General features: G+C 37.1%; 18 protein-coding genes. 1 reads left to right on the plus strand and 17 read right to left on the minus strand.

Annotated elements, in window-relative coordinates:
* Window positions 1-17: 17 nt before the first annotated feature.
* Entirely contained in the window at window positions 18-224 is a 207-nt protein-coding gene (locus tag LCP48_RS16505; protein ID WP_225340386.1) for a hypothetical protein, read from the plus strand.
* Here the strand turns inward: LCP48_RS16505 and LCP48_RS16510 are convergent.
* The 17 genes from LCP48_RS16510 to LCP48_RS16590 all read right to left on the minus strand — a co-directional run bounded on the left by LCP48_RS16510 (window position 201) and on the right by LCP48_RS16590 (window position 22,738).
* The gene (locus LCP48_RS16510; protein WP_004226638.1) at window positions 201-965 is read right to left on the minus strand and encodes a hypothetical protein; all 765 of its coding nucleotides are present in this window, start codon (window positions 963-965) and stop codon (window positions 201-203) included. The two genes, LCP48_RS16505 and LCP48_RS16510, sit on opposite strands and share 24 nt — an antisense overlap.
* A gap of 81 nt (window positions 966-1,046) precedes the next feature.
* Window positions 1,047-1,493: an SRPBCC family protein gene (locus LCP48_RS16515; protein WP_004226635.1), complete on the minus strand. Its 447-nt coding sequence runs from the start codon at window positions 1,491-1,493 to the stop codon at window positions 1,047-1,049.
* Window positions 1,494-2,025: 532 nt separating this feature from the next.
* On the minus strand, window positions 2,026-3,318 hold the full coding sequence (hemL, locus tag LCP48_RS16520; protein WP_004226632.1) for a glutamate-1-semialdehyde 2,1-aminomutase: 1,293 nt from the start codon (window positions 3,316-3,318) through the stop codon (window positions 2,026-2,028).
* Complete coding sequence (gene hemB / locus LCP48_RS16525) at window positions 3,319-4,299, minus strand: porphobilinogen synthase (RefSeq protein WP_004226631.1); 981 nt, start codon at window positions 4,297-4,299, stop codon at window positions 3,319-3,321.
* Entirely contained in the window at window positions 4,296-5,057 is a 762-nt protein-coding gene (locus LCP48_RS16530) for a uroporphyrinogen-III synthase (RefSeq protein ID WP_004226630.1), read from the minus strand. The genes hemB and LCP48_RS16530 overlap by 4 nt, the downstream gene beginning before the upstream one ends.
* Window positions 5,047-5,979, minus strand: a complete 933-nt coding sequence (hemC, locus tag LCP48_RS16535) for a hydroxymethylbilane synthase (RefSeq protein ID WP_004226626.1) — start codon at window positions 5,977-5,979, stop codon at window positions 5,047-5,049. Before hemC ends, LCP48_RS16530 begins: the two co-directional genes overlap by 11 nt.
* Window positions 5,980-5,997: 18 nt before the next feature.
* Complete coding sequence (locus tag LCP48_RS16540; protein ID WP_004226624.1) at window positions 5,998-6,825, minus strand: cytochrome C assembly family protein; 828 nt, start codon at window positions 6,823-6,825, stop codon at window positions 5,998-6,000.
* A 183-nt stretch (window positions 6,826-7,008) separates the two neighbouring features.
* A complete protein-coding gene (hemA, locus tag LCP48_RS16545) occupies window positions 7,009-8,373 on the minus strand; it encodes a glutamyl-tRNA reductase (RefSeq protein WP_004226621.1) in 1,365 nt (454 codons plus the stop codon).
* Window positions 8,374-8,570: 197 nt separating this feature from the next.
* Window positions 8,571-11,489, minus strand: a complete 2,919-nt coding sequence (locus LCP48_RS16550) for a vWA domain-containing protein (protein WP_004226620.1) — start codon at window positions 11,487-11,489, stop codon at window positions 8,571-8,573.
* A gap of 18 nt (window positions 11,490-11,507) precedes the next feature.
* Window positions 11,508-12,956: an S-layer homology domain-containing protein gene (locus tag LCP48_RS16555; protein ID WP_004226619.1), complete on the minus strand. Its 1,449-nt coding sequence runs from the start codon at window positions 12,954-12,956 to the stop codon at window positions 11,508-11,510.
* 181 nt (window positions 12,957-13,137) lie between these two features.
* On the minus strand, window positions 13,138-14,799 hold the full coding sequence (locus LCP48_RS16560) for a hypothetical protein (protein WP_004226616.1): 1,662 nt from the start codon (window positions 14,797-14,799) through the stop codon (window positions 13,138-13,140).
* 145 nt (window positions 14,800-14,944) lie between these two features.
* Entirely contained in the window at window positions 14,945-15,118 is a 174-nt protein-coding gene (locus tag LCP48_RS16565) for a YjfB family protein (protein WP_004226614.1), read from the minus strand.
* 135 nt (window positions 15,119-15,253) lie between these two features.
* Window positions 15,254-15,835 carry a ribosome biogenesis GTP-binding protein YihA/YsxC gene (yihA, locus tag LCP48_RS16570; RefSeq protein WP_004226613.1) on the minus strand — a complete coding sequence of 194 codons (582 nt, stop codon included), beginning with the start codon at window positions 15,833-15,835 and terminating at the stop codon, window positions 15,254-15,256.
* Window positions 15,836-15,839: 4 nt separating this feature from the next.
* Complete coding sequence (gene lon, locus LCP48_RS16575) at window positions 15,840-18,164, minus strand: endopeptidase La (protein ID WP_004226610.1); 2,325 nt, start codon at window positions 18,162-18,164, stop codon at window positions 15,840-15,842.
* Window positions 18,165-18,393: 229 nt separating this feature from the next.
* Window positions 18,394-19,665 carry an ATP-dependent protease ATP-binding subunit ClpX gene (gene clpX / locus LCP48_RS16580; RefSeq protein ID WP_004226608.1) on the minus strand — a complete coding sequence of 424 codons (1,272 nt, stop codon included), beginning with the start codon at window positions 19,663-19,665 and terminating at the stop codon, window positions 18,394-18,396.
* 681 nt (window positions 19,666-20,346) lie between these two features.
* A complete protein-coding gene (gene tig / locus LCP48_RS16585) occupies window positions 20,347-21,636 on the minus strand; it encodes a trigger factor (RefSeq protein ID WP_004226607.1) in 1,290 nt (429 codons plus the stop codon).
* A 118-nt stretch (window positions 21,637-21,754) separates the two neighbouring features.
* Entirely contained in the window at window positions 21,755-22,738 is a 984-nt protein-coding gene (locus LCP48_RS16590; protein ID WP_009373690.1) for a hypothetical protein, read from the minus strand.
* Window positions 22,739-22,871: the final 133 nt, after the last annotated feature.

The following is a 22,871-nucleotide window of genomic DNA, read 5'->3' on the forward strand; positions in this document are numbered from 1 at the left end:
AGTAAAGAGAAAAGGAAGTGACAATTCAAATGCGACGACGCAAGTATAACCCTTGGCTTTTACCACCCTGGCTACGACAAGTTCGTTTTTATTGCAGAACCATTATCGTGCCGATTTGTGCTTTTCAGTTTATCCGTGTCATTATTGTGCCAACATCAGGTGATTTAGTCTTCTTATTACTCCTGCTACTTCTCTGCTATTTACTTTTGAAAGATATCATTTGAAACACGAACTTTAAGCGGTGTATATTCTTCTGTTAGATCCCAAATCATAGAAGGCACTTCATGCCAAGTACTGGATTCACGTACAACAATATGGCTTGAGGATTCTCTTAATATAGCTTTTTGGTCAACTGTTGTAGAATTCTCTTGGCGTGAAGCTGCTGCTACTGCGGCAGGTTGTTTCACTTGAACACTTTCTTCAATTACAGCCAATGTCTCCTCTTGTTCGAAAGCATGTGTTGATAGGTGCGGATTGTCTAACTCATCTTTTTCAACAACAGGTTCATATTCATTGAAAGCACTTGTAACTGTCCACTCAAGCTGACACACCTGATTTGTCAGACTAGGGCGAATATCCTTGACCATTAAATCTTTGACATCGGATTCTTTTGGTAAATCCACATGTAAAGGAACGGCATACTCAAAATAACCAGTATCTCCTTGAATATCAAGGGCATCAATTGTAATTAAATCTTCATTTTCTGCAAATGCTTGCATATCTTGAAAATCAAAGCGAACGTGTGCGGTGATATGATAGATGCCCATAAGTCGCAAAGAATCCTCTAACTGCATTGCCTGCCACTGTGGCTTAATTTGAACAGCTGCTATTTCAGTTGGGCAGCCATATCCAGGAAAACAAAATGTTTCGCGCATATTCCAAGTTTTGTGTTCGATAATAATCCCTCCCTTTGCATCATATGACGATTTGAAGGATAGTATGCTAGGGTGTTGCCATTTGAACATAGTTAAAAATAGATACTACTAAAAAAAATGGCATGCTAGAAGTAATAGTCTAGCATGCCATTCCCATGGATGTTCGTATCATTAAACATTTACTAATTTAATTTTATTTGCCACACGATCTGTTAGCATTTGTGTTGCCTTTGGTACAATCGGTTTAAAAATCGGATTTAGAACAGGGCCAGCTAACCCGCCCGCAACGACTTCTAAGAATCCTGTCATTTTAGTATTTTCAGCGTCGATACTTTCTGCGAGGAAATAGCCATTTCCTGTGAAGTTATCAGAAAGGCCCTTTAATTCAAATGTAACTTTTGATGGTGCTAACCATTCTAAGATTGTAATTTCTACTTCAACTGTTTTTTTCAAAACGCCAACATTGCCTTTAAAAGTCCAATTGGAGTGTTTCTCATCAATCATTTCATGTGCATTATAACCAGGGACAAGCTTTGCCCATTTTTCCATATCACTAACGAAATCCCATACATGTTCAATCCCTACGGGTACTTCGACCGTGTGTGTGCCTGTTGCCATATCAATTCACTACTTTCTTTTATGAATAGCTATATTATAAACGATATCGCCCACAATTTGGCTATGCTGAAAGATGTAATTTTGACAAAAGCAGGTCCTTCATCCAGTATAGTTGAGCTTACTTACTAGTAAATATATGCTATCATTCCTTTTTGCTCATGTATTCCTCAAGCACTATAATGCTTTCAGCTTAATCCATTAAAAAAGGTAATATCAAGGGTAGAAAAAGCAATTTTGCAAGGCGAGGTTGATTTCTGTTCCACCAGCACTCACTGCGTTCTTGCACCTCTCCATACAATGAATAGTGAACATATTCGCATTATTTGAAAACCTTTGCTATAAAGAAACATTTTTATGGGTTGGAGTGGAGGATGCTTGACTCCCATGGGATAGCTAAAGAGCTGAGGCCACAGGAAAGCAAGTAGCCTACAACGGAAAGCATTTTCACCTTTCGCAAAAATTCTAGTAATGGTTTTGTTTTTTAACAGCAGAAGAGCATGCTAGAAATAATTCTAGCATGCTCTATCAAATCTTATTGCGCTAATTTCGCAAATACTTTATGGAATGCTGCCACCGTTGTCGCAATGTGCTCTTCCGTATGAGCTGTTGAAATGAATAGTCCCTCGAATTGAGAAGGAGGTAAGAAAATACCTTCATCTGCCATTAGACGGAAATATTCAGCAAATAATTGTAAATCTGATGTTTTAGCAGAAGCAAAATCAATGACATCTTCATTCGTGAAGAAGAAGCCAATCATAGAGCCTGCACGATTAACAGTGTGCGGGATATTATATTTAGTTGCTGCTTCACGGAAACCAGCCTCAAGCTGATCTCCTAATTTTTTAAAGTAATCATACGTACCATGATCTAAACGTGATAACGTTTCATAACCGGCTGTCATCGCTAACGGATTCCCCGATAATGTTCCTGCTTGATAAATTGGTCCAGCTGGTGCTACTTGCTCCATAATTTCTTTTTTCCCAGCGAATGCACCTACAGGGAGACCACCTCCGATTACTTTACCTAAAGTAGTCATATCAGGCGTTACCCCAAAATACCCTTGTGCACAGCCATAATCTACGCGGAAACCTGTCATGACTTCGTCAAAGATTAATAATGCACCGTGCTCTGAAGTAAGGGCACGCAAACCTTCTAGGAAACCTGGTTGTGGAGGCACAACACCCATATTTCCTGCGACTGGCTCCACAATTACTGCAGCTAACTCTGCGCCAAATTTCTCGAAAATCACTTTTGCCCCTTCTAAATCATTATAGGCAACTGTCAACGTATTGCGGGCGATATCTGCAGGTACGCCAGGGCTATCAGGTAGGCCTAATGTGGCAACACCAGAACCAGCTTTAATCAATAAGGAGTCACCGTGACCATGATAAGACCCTTCAAACTTTAAGATCTTATCACGTCCTGTAACACCACGCGCTACACGTAATGCAGACATAGTAGCCTCTGTTCCTGAAGAAACGAATCGAATCATTTCCATTCCTGGTAGACGGTCTAATACTAATTGAGCTAAGCGATTTTCTGTATAGCTTGGAGCACCGAAGGAAGAACCCTTCGCAGCTGTATCTGCAATTGCTTTCACTACCTCGGGATGTGTATGTCCTAAAATTAGCGGACCCCAAGACAATACATAATCAATATATTCATTGCCATCAATGTCTTTAATGATTGCCCCATGGCCAGATTCCATGAAAATCGGGTCCATATTTACTGATTTGAATGCGCGTACTGGGCTACTTACACCACCCGGCATTAATTGAACAGCTTCAGCATAGGCTTGTTTCGATTTTTCGTAAGAACGTGTCATTTATTTCTCCTCCAACCAACGTGCAACATCTTTTGCATGATACGTAATGATTAAATCAGAGCCTGCACGTTTCATGCCTAATAATGTTTCAAGCACAACTTTTTTCTCTTCAATCCAACCATTTATAGCAGCCGCTTTAATCATTGCATATTCACCTGAAACATTATACGCAACAAGCGGTAATGGATAGTTATTTTTCATGTCTCGAATAATATCTAAATAGCTAAGGGCAGGCTTGACAATTAGGAAATCTGCGCCCTCTTCGATATCTGACTCTGCCTCACGGAATGCCTCTAGACGATTTGATGGATCCATTTGGTAGGATTTACGATCACCAAATTGCGGAGCACCATCTGCAGCATCACGGAAAGGTCCATAGTAACTGGATGCATATTTGACTGCATAGGACATAATCGGGATATGTTCAAAACCAGCTTCGTCCAGACCAGCGCGAATTGCCGTTACAAAGCCATCCATCATATTAGATGGAGCAATGATATCAGCGCCAGCTTTTGCTTGTGATATCGCCGTGCGGGCTAAAACGTCTAATGAAGGATCATTCAAAATTTGGTCACCCTCAATTAAGCCACAATGTCCATGATCTGTAAATTCACATAAGCATGTATCCGCGATGACTAATAACTCAGGATGACGGGTTTTAATGAGACGAGTCGCTTCCTGCACAATGCCATGATCATGAAATGCGCCTGTTCCAACTGCATCCTTTTCAGCTGGCAAGCCAAATAAAATAACCGCAGGAATACCTAATGCTACAACCTCATCCACCTCTGCCTCTAATTTATCCAATGAAAATTGAAAAACGCCAGGCATTGAATGTACTTCATTTTTAATATTTTCGCCTTCTATTACAAAAATAGGATAGATCAGGTCCTCTTTATGTAAGTATGTTTCTTTTACCATTGATCGCATCGTTGCATTGGTACGCAAACGACGGTGTCTTTGAAATTGTAGTTTTGTCATGATTTGTCCCCTACTTTCATAATTTCTTCGATGACTGCTTGCATTGTATAAACACTTGGCATAATATCCACAGTAGCACCGTATTGTTCAAGAGCTGCTTCCGTAATATGGCCGATGGCTGCAATGTGAACTGCTTCCCAGCCAATATGTGGCACAACCTCCATTGCATAAACGTCAACTGCTGAAGGACTAGCAAAAATCACTGTAACATCTTGATGTTGCTGGATGCAATTGACAATAACAGATGTTTGATCATGTCGTTCTATCGTTTCATAGACTGTCCATTCTTTTAATTCAAAAGGCAATCCATCCTTCAGCGTACTTTTCGCCTTTTCTCCTCGAATAAACAGACATCTCGGATGATTACCCGCTACACTCGGAAACTCTTTAACGAAAATATCAGCACTAAATATGGAAGGCATAAAGCTCACTTGAAATCCTAAATTTTCTAGTGCTGTTGTTGTTTTAGTTCCAATAGAAGCTATTTTTCCTTGGAAGTGATTCGCATTAAATTGATGTCGATGCATTTTACTAGCAAAAGCTTCTACAGCATTTTGACTAGTAAAAATCAACCAATCATATTGCTTTACGCGATTCAATAGTTCAGAATCCTTGCTATCTAATCGTTCACAAGTTTCAATTAATGGGGCTACGATGGCCTGTCCACCTAAAGCTGTTATATTTTCGACAATGGTTGTTGTCTTAGATGTGCCTGTTAAAAGTATGGTTTTACCCTTAAGAGGTAAATTACTCGGCATCTTGCTCTGCCTTTACACGCTGAATTAAATCGAAAGCACCTTGTTCTGTTAAAATAGCAGCTAGCTCTTCTCCAATTTTTTGTGCATCTGTACCGACTACTGTTTCTTTAAAGACAACAGATGCGTCTGGAGCAGCAACAAGGCCTGTTAATGTAATTTCTTCCCCAATTGAAGTGGCATACCCAGCAATCGGTACTTGACAACCACCATCCATTGCCGCCAAAAATGCACGTTCTGCATGTGCTTCTTGCCATGTAAATGAATCCGTCAGTTTACCTAATTCGGCTAAAAGCTCCGCATCATCTGCACGACATTCAATGCCTAGAGAACCTTGCGCTACAGCTGGTAGACATTGTTCTACAGGTAAAAACTCAGTGACTACATCATCACTCCACCCAAGGCGTTTCAAACCAGCCGCTGCTAAAATAATGGCATCATATTCTTCTGTTTCAAGCTTAGCTAAACGTGTATCAACATTTCCACGAATCCATTTAATTTCGATATCAGGACGTACTGTTAAAAGCTGTGCACTACGACGTAAAGAACTTGTCCCAACGACTGCTCCCGCAGGAAGGTCAGCAAATTTAACATGTCCTTTCGAAATAAATGCATCACGAGCATCTTCACGTGGTGGAATACAACCAATTACTAGCCCATCTGGCAATACAGCAGGCATATCTTTCATAGAATGAACAGCAAAGTCAATTTCTTTATCGTAAAGGGCTTGTTCAATTTCTTTTACAAACAACCCTTTCCCGCCTACTTTTGAAAGCTGTACATCTAAAATTTGGTCACCTTTTGTTACAATCTCTTTTACTTCAAATTCGAATGGTACACCAGCCGCTTTTAATTCATTAATGAACCAATTTGTTTGCGTTAGCGCTAGTTTACTTCTCCTAGAACCTACAATAATTTTTCTCAACAGTCTCCAACCTTTCTTCTAATACCATAAATGGAATCGCGATAAACTACTCCCTAAGAAGAAGTTTACAACAACTAATAGATAGGCATAAATATGTACCCATGCATAAGTTGTACCTGTCAACTTGCTTTTGCGATTCACATATAGGATAAAACAATACAAAATTAAAATAATGAAGGACCCTATGATTTTCGCATCGAAAATCGAAAGACTCTCTAATGTTAATAGTGCCCATTCAAACCCTAATATTAAACTTATAAATAACATCGGAATTCCAATAAAAAATGAAATATTCATCCAGCTGCTTGTCTGCTGCAAGGAAGGCAATCTAGTCCATAAATGCGACCACTTTTTCTTTTTCAACAATCGATAAAGAACGAGATACAAAATGGCAAACACAAATGTTAATGTAAACGCTGCATAAGACAATATTGCAAATGATATATGAATAAAAAGCATCTCCGAAATTAAAGTATCCCCGACAGCTCCTGTAGGACGTTTCGGCATAAAAGTAAATATACTAGCGAATAAGAATCCTAGTATATTAATAATAAACACAGGTAAATCCACCCTTGCTATGCAATGAAGGATAATGGATAACGTCACGAGTAACCAGGAATAAAAAAGTATTCCCTCAGACAAGGATAAAATCGGAAAACGCTTCGTTTCCACAAACGTTAAAATGATAATGGCACTTTGAATCATCCATACAAATGAAACAAGCCAAAAAGCAATTCGTCTTGCACGTACTTGCTTATAAAAATAATCAGTAAAGTAAAAAACTAGACTGATCGCATACAAGACGATCATCACTTCATACAGCCTCGTCATGGTCAAATCAGCCAATAGACATCCCTTCTTTGTCGTGAAATTAATAAACTATTCTAGCATAGAAAACAAAAAAAACGTTTTCGTATCCTTAGTTTACCATACAGATACGAAAACGCCTCATGTAATATCAGTAGAAAATCCAATTGCGCGTAACACCCATATACAATCACAGCTTTCTATGTGAGCGCAATAGATAATTTAGAAAGAGTACTTTGGTTCAGTAGAAGTCTGAGATACCTGTGCGCGTTCTTTGCGCTCAAGCTCTTGCTTTGTCATCTCATGAACTTCAGCTTCCACAGCATCCTCTATACCAAAAATTTGTTGGAATAAACGTAACTGTTCATTTGCTTTTGGAGAATTAGCCATTTCTTTAGCTTGCAAGATTGGCTCTTTTAACAATTGATTGATAATAGATTTTGTATGTTTGCTTAAAATTTTACGTTCACGTTCCGTTAAATCTGGCATTTTATTTTCGATACTTGTCATAGTCTCTTGTTGAATACGATTTGCTTTTTTACGTAATGCTGAGATGACTGGCACTACCCCAAGCGTTGCTACCCAGTCTTTAAATTGCACAACTTCTTCGCCAATCATATTAGTAATATCAGCAGCAGCACGTTCACGCTCTGCTAAGTTCGCTTCGACAATACCTTGTAAATCATCAATATCATATAGGAATACATTTGGTAGGTCGCCAACTCGTGGGTCAATATCACGAGGAACCGCTATATCTACCATGAATAATGGTTTTCCTTTACGTAAACGTTCCACGAATTGCATTAGCTCGTAATCAATAACATAATCAGTAGCACCTGTTGAAGTAATTAAAATATCCGCTTCTAACAAAGAACATTGTAATTCCTTCATTGATTTAGCTTCACCATGGAATTTAGCTGCTAAACTTTCTGCTTTTTCAAATGTACGGTTAATGACAGTAACTTTCCCTACACCACTACCGTAAAGGTTCTCAATTGCAAGTTCCCCCATTTTACCTGCACCTAAAATAGCTACATGCTTGCGTTGTAATGAGCCAAAAATTTTCTTTGCTAATTCTACAGCAGCATAGGAAACGGATACCGCATTCTCACCAATCGCTGTTTCATTATGAGCACGCTTTGCAAATGTTACTGCTTGTTTAAATAGCTGATTGTATACCGTTCCTGTTGTGCCAATCTCTTGTCCACTTAAAAAGCTTTTTTTTACTTGCCCTAAAATTTGTGTTTCACCTAGAACCATTGAATCGATTCCAGCTGTCACTTTAAATAAATGTTCGATTGCCTCATCTTCTTCACGAATCGTTAAATACGAAGAAAATGTCTCCACAGGCAAATCAAACCAGTTGGCTAAAAATTGTTTCACAAAATGACGTCCAGTATGCAATTGATCCACAACAGCATATATTTCTGTACGATTACATGTCGAAACAATTACGTTCTCTAATATACTTTTTTGCTTTTGCAGCGCTTCCATTGCTTGTGGCAGTTCACTCTCAATGAATGATAACTTCTCACGTATTTCAACAGGCGCTGTTTTATAATTCAAGCCTACTACGATGGTATGCATGAATAACACCTCACACGTTCTAATTCACAAATCTCATTATAGCACAGTTCGACAAGAGTTCATCAATAATTTGTGAACATGTCATGAAGAACTGCAATTCGTCATCCACATTAGAATTATTATAAACTAAGTGTAACAAATTATACGTGTTGTTTCAAATTAAAAAACTGCCCCCATCATCGGAGGCAGTTTTCTCATTAATTTGTTATTGTAACAGTCTTTATTGCAATCATATTTCCATCTTTATCGTATGCTATAAACTCAATCTCATCATTGACTTTAAAGTCCTGCATCGTTTGAACAGTTTTTGTTAACATATAAACTTGATCACTACGCTTTTGCAAATCAAATTGGACATCTCCACTGATTGAATTAAAACGTACATTCATCTTCGCAACATTTTGACAGTTACCATCAACTCGAGCACTCATTGTAATATAACCTTTTCGTAGCGAAACACTTGTCTCTTCAAATAAATCTTCTGGATTGATACAGCTCGAAGTTTGCGTTTTACATAAAATTGTATCAATTAACTTCTGGAAGACTTGGTGCAATTGCATATTATCAATTGCATGGAAGTATGCTCCGCTCGTTTCTGAAGATAATTGCATTAAAGTGGCGTCATTTACTTGTGATTTTTTGCCCATACTTACTGTGTATACTTTGACCCCTTGCTTTTTCGCTTCATTTATAACTTTTGTCATTTTTGATTTACTTGTTTTACCATCAGATACAACAACAATCGCTTTGGATGTTTTCGAATCATTCGAGAATTTTGTTAAAGCAATATCGATGCCTGCAAAAATATCGGTTGCACCCTTTTCTTTCGATGCTTTATAAAGGTCTTTTTTCAACACATTTTCTGTTGTACCTTCTCCAAGTACTGTTGCTTTTGTATTGGTTTCAATGACTATGTTATTTTTAGCCTTTAATTGATTGATTAGTTCAATCATTTTCTTCCCACGATAATTTGTTGGATCAACAGCTTTCATGGAAGAAGAATAATCCACTACATAGGCAATTTCTGTTGCTAAAGAACAAGAATTTTTACTGAAGTATGGATTCGTGAAAATATCTTTCGTCACTGTTTTATCTTTTAAACCCTTCAAGGACGTTGCATAGCGAGGGTCTATTGGATTGACAAGTCTTGCTTCCACTTTAGATTTACCATATATAACTGAATCAAAGTAGGCTACAGCAGTACCTGGATTTCCTGTATTATTTAATGGATCAGAAGTGTTCGTAATGAATGAAGCTGTTTTTTCTACTCCGTCATACTTAATTTTAACAGTCCCTTGATAATCTGTAATAGGCTCTCCACCAGGACGCACTAAAGTCACCATTACTTTTGTATAACGATCTTTTCCTGATGGTCTTGATGCCGCATCCGCACTTTCCTTTAGTGCCTCTACTCGTTTTTTAAAGGCCTCTACTTGTCCAAGTAATTTACCGCCTTGGTATTTTAATAATACTGTACGGTCATAGTTACTTAAGTTTGTGAAGATCGAATAAATCTTCATAACACTATCATAATGTTCTAATGTTAAATCTTTTTCGTCTGGCATTTCTTTCATAAGCTGAATAATGGCGCCGACTGGATTTATATTCTCTACCTGTGAGGCAATATCATCGTCAATGCCCTGAACGCGATAAATAGGACGACCATCGTCAGCAATTAAATACATTATTTCCGTTTTAGCTGGCATTGTAACAGAGTTCTCAAAACGTGTCTTTAAAAGTTCCTCAAATAAGTAAACAGAAATATTATAGTTTTCAAATTGAAGAATAGCATTTTCATAACCTAATGCCGGATATTTAGGATCAGATCCACCGTAACGCAAATAGATGTTTTGCACATTCCCTAAAACGTCCGTCACATTTGTTTGCTGCCCAATACTAAATAATTTTTTATCTGAATTAGCATTGAGAGGAACTGGACTATAAACATCAATTAAGTTTTGCGTAAAGAACTCTGGAATATCTTCACTTTTTGGAAATTCAGGAATCACGCTCCCATTATCATCTGTATTTGCTGGGTCGTATACTTGGTAATCAATACGTAATTCAGGCTGTGGTGCATAACGCACTTCTGCGTTTAGTTTCTCTCCAACAAGACACTTCATTGCTGGGTCCGTATTATTAATCAGTTCAAAAGTTATTGTATCACGTACTGATTTAGTTAGTTTTGGTGCTACCACTATAGCAGATACAGTTGAACCATCCGATTGGACAATGTCAACTGCTTCACCTGAGGTATCAACAATATTTCCGTAGGATGCCTTAACGCGGAATGAATAGGATTTATCATCAGCGATAGGATCACCATTACAAGCCTTTAAAGACACCGTAACTAGTGTTGTATCCACATTATTTGCAATTAAATCAGGCTTTTCCACCACGATACTCTGCAATGCATTATTAACATTACTTGGTCCAGTAAAATCATTTGAATTATCCTTTGGCTCTTCAAAATCAGCACTACTAGATCCCATAAAACCAGGAGGTAACGTAATACTATCATTATCACGACCAGCTGGACTACGTTTTAATCCTTGTACTGCGAAAGTGCTATTTTGAACAGCACGATAGAAAAATACAGCAACATCACCCCGTGTTAATTTTGTGGAAGGATTAAAGCTAGCAAATGTGTTTTTGCCTGTAGAACTTGTAGATAAATCATTTGAATATAAATATTGAACTGCCTGTGGCTCATCTAAATCTAAGCCTTTAAAAGCCGCGTAGATTTGGGCAAATTGGCCACGTGTTACAGCTTTTGTTCGATTCGTATTAACATGTGTACCGTTAAATGGTAAATAAAAATCACTATAGAAATTATAAGCAACACTATCTATATAAGATAAAGCATAGTTCCGATCTAGTTTGGCAAACATCAGAACAAGATCGCGATCTGTCACTTGATCATTTGGTAAAAAATTACTTGCACTATTTAAGGACATCAGGTCATTATCGACCGCCCATGAAATAGCTTTATAATTATTGCTATTTGTTGGAACATCTCTAATTGTTGGAGCTGCTTGCGTAACAGTAGGTGTAGCTGTCATCAGTAGAAGCATGAAGCAAAGCATAGCAAGCAATGCTTTTTTTACATAGGTCATTTTTGTTCCATCCTTTCTTTAGTTAAAGAACAATATGTCATCACGATAGTTTTGTTTTAAGTCATCCTCTAAATATTTCAAGAATCGTTCTAGAACAACTGATGCCTCTGCACGCGTTAGCGGTTTATTTGGATTAAAACGACCAGCAGCATCACCAATCATTAAGCCAAGTTCATTCGCTATATAGATGCCATCTCTCGCATAATTTGGAATCTGTTTGTCATCTGTAAATTTAGTTAAGTATCCAGGATCAGGTGCTCTATTTTCTAGTCCTAAGGCACGGACAAAGATAGTTGCAGCCTGCGCTCGATTAATCGCATTATCTGGCTTAAAGTAGTCAGCTGATACACCTTTAATTATCCCTTTATTTAAGGCTGATTCAATATAGCCGTAATCTTTAATAGAACGTTTCAAGTCTTTAAAAACACTTGTAGTAGGTGTCTTTTTTGATTTTTTTTCTTCAAACACACGTAAATCAACCGCTTTACCAATAGCCGTCGTAAAATCAATACGTTTCATTGGTGTATTAGGAGAAAAGAAGTTACTTGAATCTGAGTAAATACCTAAAGAATAAAGTTTTTCAATTGCTTCTTTCGCATAATGGGTTGTTAAATCTCTGAATTTAGGAATGATAAGACGTTCAATTGTCGGCATGTACTCTGTATCTAAATCAAGTGTACCTTTTTGTCCTGAAGATAGGTCGTATGTATATTCAGAAATAACATCCTTTTCACTTACGACTGCATATCCACCTTCAAAACTCCCTAAGCTACCGAGATTTTCCTCATAATTTAACACACGTGATTTACTTGTAGATAAACGATTTTTCACATGACTTGTTTTACCATCACTATAGGAATAAACAGACTCCGTGATTTGAGTTTCTGTCGCACCCCAGAAGTTCTCATAGCCTGCATGTCGACTATCTGTTTCAATTGTTACTGTGTTTTGAACAGCATTTTTTCCTTTTCCTGTTTCAAAAGCATAGGTTTTTCTAGAAATAATATTTCCTGAGTAATAATCAGAGGCTGCACGATTATCAGTAACTGTTCCTTGTGAAAATTGATAATCGACTAAGGAATAAGTAATGGCGCCAATTGTAATTTTTTCCGTGTATTTCTTCACTTCACCATTGGATGTTTTTTGACCAAGAACTGCATAATCCACTACATCCGATTCATAGGCAATATTTCTTGTCAATGTAGCGCCATTGCTTGCTGTTAACTTCATGCTATACGTTTCAGTTAATTTACCTTTGGATTCTTTTTGTGCAATTTTAATATCTTTGCTTGTCCCTTTAAAAATAACAGGTGTCCCTGAAAGGAACACAGCTTCTTCATATGTATATTCATTTTTTACTGCACCTGTTGTTTCTAATGAAGCGGCTGATGCATTGAACGGAATAGTTGTTCCAATCAAAAAAACAGCAAGGACTAGAAACATGATTTTAGATAATTTTTTTTGCATTCGCTTTTCCTCTCTTTCACTGTGCATTTGCGTGCATAATGAAGCTTGTTTCTAATACCACTAAAAAAACTGCTTGTCTTGCGAATGTATACACAATTTAGCCTATTCAAAGTAACTTCCTCATCTTTAGCTTATGAAACATATTCGCATAAGACTCGCAGATTTTTTTAGTTTAATATTGCTAATCTACCAAAATAAAATGAGCTTTAACAAATCGATCTGATAATACAACTAAACGATCAGATGGCTGTAAGTCAGAAGCTTGAATCACCTTACCTGCTTTAATCAGTGTCGCTTGGTCAATATTCATATTAACCATTTCACCCGCTTCATACCAACGACCATTTTGCCATTGACTAACACTCTTGACATTAATGACTGCAGGATACGTAGATTTCACAGACTGTAGTTTCCCTGCGAGCATTAGAGGGGCAACAGGTTTAGCCTTGTCTAAAATATGAAGAGCTTGTACATGGCCTTCCTTCACATAGAAATAACCATAATCTCCCTCAGATAAGTAAAGTTCAATATCTGGCATGACACTATACGTTTTATTGCCGTCATCTACCATAGCTTTCGTTGAATTACTAACCGACAGTACCGTACGATCTGCTTTCTTGAAAACATTCGATTCAATCTTCATCGCATCGTCAATTTCAATTACATATCCATCTGCTTGAGATAAGCGTCCATAATATAATTCATGACCTGCAAGATTAGGTGACATGAAGCTATCACTTGTAACTTGTATTACTTGGGCATAGTGATCACGAGTAGCCCCATCAGCCACAACAAATGCAGTACCATATGCCATAAGACCAGTAGGTTCAATTAATCGTCCATTTCGAATTAAAATAGTTCCATTATGGAAATACATTGTTCCTGCTGTTTTCAATTTCAGTAGTTGGTAATCTGTATCAACAGACAGCATTGGTTCGTAATATGTTCTTTCATTATTTTTCAATACAACAATTTTCTCTATTACTTCCTTACCAAATTGTTTAACGGTCGCATAGTATGCTTCGCTACCTATATAATTTTTCAGTTGACCTTTCTCGACTTTCGTATTCCCAACATATATTGGTACTTTGGATGTAAAAGGCATAGTTGAAAGATCATTTGTTGTTTGAGAGCCAAATTGCCAGTTAACAAAGGCATGCTGATTTTTCACGGTAAGCTTGTTGGCATTAGGATTGACTGCTTGTATCTCGCCTTTATATAAGTTTTCAACGAGCGTACCTGTTTCACTGATAGCTACCTTTGATATGACTGAGGAAGTTTTATTTTTGAAACTTAATTTAACTCTATCCCCAACGTATAAAGCACTAATATCTGTTGCAGAAGAACCTTTTTGATAATTGGTTTCTTTATTTAAATAGTATGTCGTTTCTGCGCCAACATCTGGTTTTACCATGATAAATAAACCATTTGGATCAATACTCGTTACGACACCAGCAGTTGTTTTACCATTACTGCTTTCTGTTGAAGGTACATTTGTTTCTGTTGGTGTATGGGAGGTACCGCGAAGTTCAACAACACTTCTAAGAGAAATTTCAGCCTCGACTTCCATCCCCATCTTAAAACCCTCAATCGTTGTAGACGTATTATTAATATATAATCTAGTATTTTTATTAATATTAAACGTTACAGTTCGCCCACGATCATTTTCCAAAGTTATTTTACTAAGTTGCTTTTCTATCGTACCATCTGGTTTCGTATATTCTGAAAAAGTTACATCAACAAATGTCCCTGTCACTAGTTGGGCAGCTTTAGCAGATTGATTAAAGGAAAAACCAACTATCATCAATAAAGTAATCATCAGTATGTATAAATATTTTTTCAAAAAACCTGCCTCCTTACTAATTATTAGTATATCGTATTATTGGTAGTTTTTCTTATTCGAAAAGTTACATTTTAGGCCTTCTTGAATTTATTTCTAAAAACACAAAAGTTGAGGTAGCTTTTAACATCAAGCTACCTTGCCTACTTCATACCTGAATATCAATTGTATGTCCGGCTGTTGGATGTGGAGCATCTAACATTTCAACTAACTGTTCTGTATTTTGCTGTTGCATTTCCATTGCCTGTTTCGTAACAGCTAAAGATACATTTTGCATAAGTGTTGTTTGGTTCATTGCCATCGATAAAGCTGCGATATCCATCTAGTCCACCTCCTATCTAATTTATCGGACAAATAGTTACATCATCAAGTATTTTCCCTAATTTTCTACACCACTCGATTGAAAATACAAAAACATCTATTGTCCTAACACTTTAGATACAATAGATGCTTTTTACTACATTTTATTTTCGATTGTTTTCCATGCTTCCTCAAAGCCAAGTCCCGTTTCTGAAGAGAAGACAATAAGAGGATCACTTTTTTCCAACTCCAATGTCTCTTTGACAATTTTCTTATGTTTATCCCACTTACCTTTTGGAATTTTATCTGCCTTCGTTGCAATGACAATGCAAGGAATATTGTAATGCTTTAAAAAATCATACATCATACGATCATCAGCTGTTGGAGGATGTCGCAAATCTATAATTTGTACGACTGCTTTTAACTCCTGGCGTCCTGTAAAATAGCGCTCGATCATTTTTCCCCATGCCTCACGCTCTGTTTTAGAAACCTTTGCATAACCATACCCTGGAACATCTACAAAAAACAGCTGCTCTTCAATCTTATAAAAGTTAAGGGTTTGTGTTTTACCAGGCTTAGATGAAATACGTGCTAAAGCTTTACGTCCGATCATTCGATTTATGAAGGAAGACTTTCCTACATTCGAACGACCTGCTAATGCAAATTCTGGCAGTCCATCTTCTGGATATTGGTCTGGTCGTACCGCACTAATGACCATTTCGACATTATGGACTTTCATTTTTTTAAAAACCTCCGTCCAGCGCATAGGCTAATACTTCATCAGCCGATGACACTAGTTTAAATGTTAGTTGCTCACGTACACTATCTGGAATATCCTCTATATCACGTTCATTATCCTTAGGACAAATGATTGTCGTTAATCCTGCACGGTGAGCGCTTAAAGTTTTTTCTTTTAAGCCGCCGATCGGCAATACACGGCCACGCAGGGTAATCTCACCTGTCATACCTACCTCGCGGCGAATCGGGCGATGTAGAATAGCCGAAACGATAGCTGTTGCCATTGTAATACCAGCTGAAGGTCCATCTTTAGGTACAGCACCCTCTGGCACATGGATATGAATATCATGTGTATCAAAAAATTCTGCATCCACATTAAGGTGTTCCATCTTCGTGCGTACAAAGGATAATGCTGTTTGAGCAGATTCCTTCATTACTTCACCAAGCTTACCAGTAAGTTGTAACTTCCCTTTACCTGGTGTTAAAGAAACTTCAATTTGTAATGTATCTCCACCAACTGTTGTATATGCAAGTCCAGTTGCGACACCCACTTGATTTTCCTTTTCAGCCTGTCCATAGCGGAAACGATGTTTACCGAGCAAATCTTGTAATGATTTTGAACTAACCGTTACGCGTTTTTTCTCACCAGATACAATTACTTTGGCAATTTTACGGCAAAGCGTAGCGATTTGTCGTTCTAAACCGCGCACTCCTGCTTCCCGAGTATAGTAACGTATAATATCAGTAACTGCTTCATCTTTGATTACCACTTGTGTTTTTTTCAAACCATGTTCTTTAAGCTGCTTTGGTATGAGATGATTTTTTGTAATTTGAGCTTTTTCGATTTCAGTATAGCCTGCTATAGAAATTACTTCCATACGATCCAATAATGGTCCTGGGATGCTACTTAAATCATTGGCAGTTGCAATAAATAACACATTAGATAGATCATATGGTTCCTCAATATAATGATCACTAAATGTATTATTTTGTGCAGGATCTAAAACTTCAAGCATGGCTGCTGCTGGGTCACCTCTAAAATCATTCGACATTTTATCGATTTCATCTAATAAAAATACCGGATTAATGGTACCTGCTTTTTTCATTCCTTGAATAATACGTCCTGGCATTGCACCAACATACGTACGTCGATGTCCGCGAATTTCCGATTCATCTCGAACACCACCTAAAGAAATACGAATAAACTTACGATCTAAACTTTCGGCAATGGAGCGAGCTAATGATGTTTTACCAACACCCGGAGGCCCTGATAAACATAAAATTGGCCCTCGAAGTGAATTTTTCAGCTGACGTACTGCTAAATATTCTAGAACACGTTCTTTGACTTTTTCTAATCCATCATGATCACGGTTTAAAATATTTTCAGCATGGGTAATATTCATGCGATCCTCTGTAGCATTTGTCCACGGTAATGAAATAAGCCAATCAATATAATTGCGAATAACACCGCTCTCTGCACTAGCTCCAGGTATTTTTTCATAGCGATCCAATTCTTTCAGTGCTGCTTCCTTTGTTGTTTCTGGCATACCAGCTTCGTCAATACGCTTCCGTAATTCTGCAACTTCTCCAGTTTTCCCTTCGCGATCTCCCAGCTCCGTTTGGATAGCTTTCATTTGCTCACGTAAATAATATTCTTTTTGCGTACGCTCCATTGACTGCTTTACTTTGGAATTAATCTTCTTTTCTAGATCCAATACTTCCTGTTCATCATGCAAGCGAATAATTAAATGATCTAGTCGTTTTTTAACGCTTAGCATTTCTAATACTTCTTGCTTGTCGGCAATTTTAAAGGGCAAATGAGAAGCAATAATATCTGCTAAACGGCCAGGCTCTTCAATATCCGTTACAGTATTGATCGTCTCAGTCGTGATTTTATTGGATGATTTTGCATATTTTTCAAAATACGTCAACAATGTCCGCATTAATGCTTGTGTTTCTACATCTTTTTCAGTTGACTCCTCTTTAATCTCGATATCGACAACCGTATACTTCTCTAACGCACGATAGTTTTTCCACGTTGCACGAGCAACTCCTTCTACAAGGATACGTAATGTGCCATTTGGTAATTTAAGCATTTGTTTGACATAAGCAATTGTACCAACTGAATACAAATCTTGCTCTTCAGGTTGTTCATCGTGCATTTCTTTTTGTGTTACCAATAAAATCATTTGGTCCTCTAACATTGCCTGCTCAAGGGCCGCTACAGAACGATTTCTACCCACATCAATATGTAACACCATCGATGGGAATACTAAAAGTCCACGCAAAGGCAATAATGGTACATTTGTTGTTTTTTGTATTGTCACCATGCGGGCATTCACCTCCGTCAAAATTTTCATGTTAACATCCCGCGCTACTAGTATGTGTTTAAAAAGTTGATTCACACTAGATATTGAAGCGAGCCAAAAATTTCTTCAAGTTACAGCTGCTTTATGTAGGAATGAATAAAAAGCTGACTGTCGATATGTGCGAATATTGCACAATCGAAGTCAGCTAATTACTCTCTATCTCACAACGGTAGACAGCCACATCTATTCATTATGCTGAAGTTTTAGTGTCGCTACCTTCATCGAGTTCAGTGCCATCTTCAAGAAGCAATTTCGGTTTTTCTTTATCCGTAATTGTTTTTGCTGTAATGATACATTTTTTTACGTCTTCACGTGAAGGTAATTCGTACATTACATCAAGCATTGTTGACTCAATAATTGAACGGAGACCACGCGCACCTGTTTTACGTTCAATTGCTTCCTTAGCAATTGCCACAAGAGCATCTTCATCAAATTCAAGCTCAACGCCATCTAATTCAAGCATTTTTTGATATTGCTTGGCTAGTGCATTTTTCGGCTCTGTTAAAATTTGTACTAGTGCTGCTTCGTTTAATTGCTCCAGACTCGCAAGTACAGGTAATCGACCAATGAACTCTGGTATTAAACCAAATTTCAATAAATCCTCCGGAATCAGCTTGGACATGATAGAACCTTCATCTACATCTACTATATTAGGATCTGAACCGAATCCTATTACTTTTTCACCCTGACGTCGTTTAATAATGGTTTCAATACCATCAAATGCACCGCCAACAATGAAAAGAATATTGGTTGTATCGATCTGTAAGAATTCTTGATGTGGATGTTTTCGTCCTCCTTGTGGTGGAACACTTGCAACTGTTCCTTCAAGAATTTTTAGGAGTGCCTGCTGAACACCTTCGCCGGAAACATCTCGTGTAATAGATGGATTTTCCGACTTACGTGCAACCTTGTCAATTTCATCAATATAGATAATCCCTTTTTCAGCGCGTTCGATATCATAATCAGCTGATTGGATTAACTTTAATAAAATATTTTCAACGTCCTCACCAACATAACCTGCTTCAGTTAAAGAGGTAGCATCCGCAATAGCGAATGGAACATTTAAAATACGTGCTAACGTTTGAGCTAATAAAGTTTTACCGCTACCAGTTGGGCCGATTAACACAATGTTCGATTTTGCTAATTCAATATCATCAATTTTACTATTCGTATTGATACGTTTATAGTGATTGTAAACTGCGACTGCCAATGCTTTTTTAGCACGCTCTTGTCCAATTACATACTCATCTAAAATCGTTAAGATTTCTTTTGGTTTTGGAATATCTTGGAATTCAATTTCCTCTTCTACACCTAGTTCCTCTACAACGATCTCTGAACAAAGCTCGATACATTCATCACAAATATAAACCCCTGGACCTGCAACTAATTTACGCACTTGTTCTTGTGGTTTTCCACAAAATGAGCATTTTAAATTGCCTTTTTCATCATTAAATTTGAACAATATGTTTCACCCCTATTCAAGCAACAATCTTACAAGATTATTGAACCTTTATCAAATAAATTGTCTGCATCATTTACGCCTCAGTAATTATGCATGTGTAGATTATAACGCATCGACATGTACTTTACTTCATTTGTCCTTCGAAGCATGCTATAGGAACCTGCTTACTTCGCCACCTTATACTGCTATAAAGTTACATTTATTCACTTCCGACACACTACAAACTACTGATCTCTATTTATAAATCTACTACATTCATCAACCAAGGGTATATCACTCAAAAAATAAATTTTATTTAGTTAGAACCTTTCTGAATGAAGTTAAGTTTAGCATCGTATCAATTTCGCCTTGACTCTAATAGCGCTAGGACTTCAATCAAAATCCTTGACGCCTGCCAGCAGACACTATCTTCATCCAGTCGTGGTTTAAACACACACTAAAAAGGTTAAAAAGTTTACAGCTCGCCATCTATGTGAGATGGGAGTTTTTTGTACCTGACATTATACTTTGGATACAAAAACATCTGCTGAATGAAGATAAAAACTAAAACAATACTATGTATAAGTGAAGTATAAAGTGAATTAATGTTAAGGGGACTGATTTCTAAGAGTTTATGTGATAAAACAAGGCACGGATGAATGCCGTACCTTGTTTTTTTGGGCTATCTAATTACACAAAATCTTATTCAGTAATTTTAGCGTTTTCTACTAAAAATTCAACTGTTTTTTGGATTTTGATGTCGTTTTCAAGTACTGCTGTTCCACCTAAAGCACTTGTGATTTGATCTTTAGTCATGTTAAATTGAGCAGCCATTTTTTCTAATTCTGCTTCAATATCAGCTTCAGATGCTTCAATTTTTTCTGCTTCAGCAATTGCTTCAAGTGTTAATGATACACGCACACGGCTTTCAGCTTCTTCTTTCATTTGGCCACGTAAGTCTTCTTCTGATTGACCAGAGAATTGGTAGTAAAGGTCTAGGTTCATACCTTGCGTTTGTAAACGTTGACCAAATTCTTGTAACATACGATCAGTTTCAGAGTTGATCATACCTGCTGGTACTTCAAAATCAGCATTTTCAGCTGCTTTTTCTACAAGCTCATCACGAAGAGCTGCATCTGATTCTGTTTCCTTTTGAGCTGCAGTTTGTTCTTTAATTTTAGCGCGTAAAGCTTCAACGCTTTCAACTTCTGGATCTAATTCTTTTGCAAATTCATCATTTAACTCAGGAAGAACTTTTGTTTTAACTTCTTTCACTGTTACTTTGAAAGTAGCTTCTTTACCAGCTAATTCAGCTGCATGATATTCTTCTGGGAATGTAACAACAACATCTTTAGATTCGCCAGCTTTAACACCAACTAGTTGCTCTTCAAAACCTGGAATGAATGAACCTGAACCGATTTCTAGTGGATAGTCTTCACCTTTACCACCTTCAAAAGCTTCTTCACCAACGAAACCTTCAAAGTCGATCACAGCTGTATCACCTTCTACGATTGCTTCGTCTTCTTTGATTTCAAGCTCTGCTTTACGAGCTAATTGATCTTGAATTTGTGCATCTACTTCTTCATCTGTTACTTCTACTGGAAGTTTAGATACTTCTAGACCTTTATAGTCTCCTAGCTTTGGTTCCGGTTTCACTGTAACTTGTGCAGTGAATGTGAAATCTTGTCCATGTACAAAGTTTTCTGTACCAGCGATTTCTGGGTAATCAACTGGCATAATCCCAGCTTCATCAATTGCTTTTGCATAAGATTCAGGAACAATGATTTCTAATGCATCTTGGTATAGAGATTCGATACCAAAACGTTGTTCAAACATTTTACGAGGCATTTTACCTTTACGGAAACCTGGTACGTTAATTTGTTTTACAACTTTTTTGAACGCTTGGTCCATTGCTGCGTCGATTTCTGCAGCAGGTACTTCGATTGTAAGAGTACCGATATTACCTTCTTGTTTTTCCCATTTTGCTGACATGTATAAATACCTCCAAATAAATAATCAAGTTTAGATGTTAGACAATTCATTCGTAACTACGATTTTGACAACCATTTTAGTATAACATAGATGTGTATAGTTTCAACTTATTTCATACCTAATGTAGTTCTGTTAGCTTTTCTAACATTTGTAAAAAGTCAATGATTTCATAGTCCATTTCTTGTACATTTCCAAGCATCGCTAAGACAAAATCAATATAACTATAGGCAACATCATCTGCTTCGAACGGGTGCCATTCAAATGGATACGTTACAATCGCATGCTTTGCCATTAAATATTGTACCATTTCTAACGTTGAAGGGTCTTGTTCTAGCTTCACTTCTAGTATATTTTTTATTTCTCCATACTGTGGTAGCTGGTTAGGTAATACTAATTTAGTAGGATTAACAATTTTTGTTTGATTAAATTTGGCCACTGTAACATTGATAGCTACTTCTTGTTCTACTAATAATATGAGTGCTAGACTTTGGACAAACGGATGGATCGTTGAACATTCAATAATCTCTTTCAATGGCTCTTTTAGTTGTCTTACATTTGTATCCATCAGTCGATGTAAGCGCATGGATTGCTCATTTGGACTAAGTGCCCCAAATTTCTCAAGGTCATATTCCTGTTCTTCTATTAACCGCTGTGCATTTTCTTTTTTTTCTAGATTCTTAGACACTTCACTATTCAAATTTTTTAAACGTTCAAATTTTTCAATTTGATCCTGAGGCAAAACATTTTCTTCAAGTAGGGTTGTAATTAATGACTCTACTTGATGGTATTCTTTTAACTGCATGCATACGGTAATGTACAATTCCATGATTTCTACATAAAATGACGTACCCATTGAAAATAATTGCTCACAAACATTCTTAGTCTTGCTATAGTCCTTTAATTCATACAAGGCAAAAGCATACGCACTAAGAGCAAGTTCATCTCCAGCTTCGTACACAAATGCCTTTTCAAAACTCGCCACCGCTTTTTCATACTGAAAATTTTCAGCAAACATATGTCCTTCACGTATTAAAGTTTGGACAGCGCCCGGAAAAACAACAACATTGTCATGTTTAATGACATGACGCTTTCTTTTTGTCATTTTTCTCACCTCTTTGTTCTAATTTTTCATTTCTGCTATTTACTAAAAAATCCACAAGTTTCTTGTTTTTAACAAAAAATTATTGCTTTTGCATTCATATTTTGTAATAAATTGTATTATAATTAGAATAGTC

Source organism: Lysinibacillus capsici (genome assembly GCF_020217405.1).
In the GTDB taxonomy this organism is placed as follows: Bacteria; Bacillota; Bacilli; order Bacillales_A; family Planococcaceae; genus Lysinibacillus; species Lysinibacillus capsici.